Below are 2,211 nucleotides of genomic sequence, written 5' to 3'. Positions count from 1 at the left end.
ATAGTCGAAAGGATCAGGGGTATCATTAAATAATGCTAAGCGCTGAAGAAGAAAAGCTGATAGAAAAGTTTTGCAGAATCAATGGAATTGAAGCAGACAGAGAGCTCGTTTTTAGGGCTCTCTGTCATTCCTCATTCACAAATGAGTTAGCCCAGAATGGGGAGAGAACCCTTGAATCGAATGAAAGAATGGAGTTTCTCGGAGACGCCGTTCTCGAACTCTCCCTTGCCAAGACTCTCTACAATGAGTATTATCTGACTGAAGGAGAGATGTCGAAAATAAGGGCAATGGTAGGAAGTGAGAAGGTTCTCTCCAGCGTTGCGAAGACCATGAGAATCGGCGACTTCATATTTCTGGGAAAGGGGGAAAGGCAAACCGGAGGGGCAGAACGAGACTCTATTCTGGCAGACGCCTTTGAAGCGGTCCTTGCTGCAATCTTCCTGACTGGAGGTCTCGGGGTTTCGGTGGAGTTCGTTCAATCGAAACTTTCGGATTACATCGAGAGAGCCGTAGAAGGAGAGCTGATTCTTGATTACAAAACCTCTCTTCAAGAGTTGACCCAGGCTCGCTTTGGTTCAAGGCCTTTGTATGAGACTCTCCTCGACGAAGGTCCGCCGCAGGAGAAATGGTTCAAAGTCGGTGTCTTTCTTGATGGGAGTTTAATGGGCGAAGGAGAGGGGCGCACGAAAAAGGCTGCCGAACAACTGGCAGCAAAGCACGCCCTTGAGATTCTGAAAAAGTCGGGGGCGAAGAAATGAGATACAGACACTTGATTGCTTTTGTAACGCCCGAGGAAAGTGATTCGATCGAGGGGATGAGCTGGAACGAAGGCTTCACAAATCTATACTTCGAGGAAATCGAAGGTTCTGGAATCTCATTGCACGTTCTTCTTGAAGAAGGAGAGGAAGTCCCGGCTTTTCTTCGCGAGATAGAGTTTTCAGATCTCGGCTTCAGCGAGGAGAGAGATTGGTTTCAAAAGTGGAAGGAGACCTTAGTCCCGTTCAACTTGTGCGACGGGTTCGAGGTCATTCCCCTGGAAGAAGAAAAGATGGTCGGTTCAGGAAAAATCGGAATCATTCCGGGAATGGCCTTTGGTACCGGGTTACATGAATCTACGAGACTTGCCGCCGCTATTCTCAATGAAACCGTGAGAGAGGGTTTAAAAGTGCTCGATGTTGGCTGTGGAACCGGTATTCTCTCAGTGATTGCTGCCAGGAAAGGTGCTGCAGCTGTAGTTGCCCTCGATATAGACGAGCACTCTATCGAAAAGACAATCGAAACCGCGCGAATCAACGAGGTCTCGATAGAAGCAAGACTGTCGGATTTTCTTTCTGCAGTGAAGCCGGGAGAGCGTTTTGATCTCATAGTCTCAAATATGATCGCTGAATTGTTGATGAAATTTGTTTTGGATCTTCCAAAGTTTCTTACTGAGGATGGGATGGTAATCCTTTCGGGGATCTATAAAGACAAGTATCGGGAAATAGAGAGCCTCGCAGAAGAGGAGTTTTCGATTGAGAACGTCAGGGAAGATGGAGATTGGAAAGCAATAACATTGAAAAGAAAATAGTTTCGCTTCAACTCGGAAGAGCTGTGAAGAATGATTTTACAGTTGCCAGGCTTTGCAATTGGGGCTTTCCTCAAGTAATCGAGTCCTCGCTTATCTCTGATGGCAGGCCTTTTCCAACCCTGTTCTGGCTTACCTGCCCTTTCTTGAAAGGAGAGGTTTCCAGGCTTGAGAGTAAAGGAATGATCTCTCATCTCGAGAAGAGGATTGAGCAGGACAAATCCTTCGCGACCGCTTTTCTCGGTGCACATCGTGAGACAACACTGCTTAAAGAGAAGATACTCTGTGAAGCCTCTGTGTCGGGGGAAAGCCGAAGACTCCTTCTTGATAGAGGTATCGGGGGAATCAGAAATCTGAAGAAAGTGAAGTGTCTTCACCTTCACCTTGCGAACTACCTTGGTGGGATCGATAACCCCGTGGGAAGAGAAGTCTGGAATCTTCTAGAGAAGAAACAGTGTTCTTCAACTAAAATAATCTGCAGAGAGTTGCTGAGAGAGAATGAATGAAGCGATACTCAACAAAGCCAGTCAGCTTCCGGAGGAACCGGGAGTCTACATATTCAAGAACGAGAAAGATGACGTCGTCTACGTTGCAAGGCCAAAAAACTGAAAAGGAGAGTCCTCTCATACTTCAGAGAATCAACCTGG

General features: G+C 46.8%; 3 protein-coding genes. All 3 read left to right on the top strand.

Annotation, left to right across the window (positions count from 1 at the left end; genetic code table 11):
* Positions 1–32: 32 nt before the first annotated feature.
* From rnc to BG32_RS11660, 3 genes are read left to right on the top strand one after another with little or no spacing between them, the layout of a single operon-like run.
* Positions 33–758, top strand: a complete 726-nt coding sequence (gene rnc, locus BG32_RS11670; protein WP_006486738.1) for a ribonuclease III — start codon at positions 33–35, stop codon at positions 756–758.
* Positions 755–1,567 carry a 50S ribosomal protein L11 methyltransferase gene (locus BG32_RS11665; RefSeq protein ID WP_006486736.1) on the top strand — a complete coding sequence of 271 codons (813 nt, stop codon included), beginning with the start codon at positions 755–757 and terminating at the stop codon, positions 1,565–1,567. The genes rnc and BG32_RS11665 overlap by 4 nt, the downstream gene beginning before the upstream one ends.
* A complete protein-coding gene (locus tag BG32_RS11660; protein WP_006486735.1) occupies positions 1,537–2,070 on the top strand; it encodes a DUF501 domain-containing protein in 534 nt (177 codons plus the stop codon). Before BG32_RS11665 ends, BG32_RS11660 begins: the two co-directional genes overlap by 31 nt.
* The last annotated feature ends 141 nt before the right edge of the window (positions 2,071–2,211 follow it).

Origin of the sequence: Mesotoga sp. HF07.pep.5.2.highcov, from assembly GCF_003666285.1 — a bacterium.
Lineage (GTDB): Bacteria > Thermotogota > Thermotogae > Petrotogales > Kosmotogaceae > Mesotoga > Mesotoga prima.
This window is presented reverse-complemented; position numbering and strand designations above follow the sequence as displayed.

Bases quoted from the DNA above. Each gene is read 5' to 3' on its own strand.
- rnc (WP_006486738.1), top strand. From the start codon at position 33: ATGCTAAGCGCTGAAGAAGAAAAGCTGATAGAAAAGTTTTGCAGAATC.
- BG32_RS11665 (WP_006486736.1), top strand. From the start codon at position 755: ATGAGATACAGACACTTGATTGCTTTTGTAACGCCCGAGGAAAGTGAT.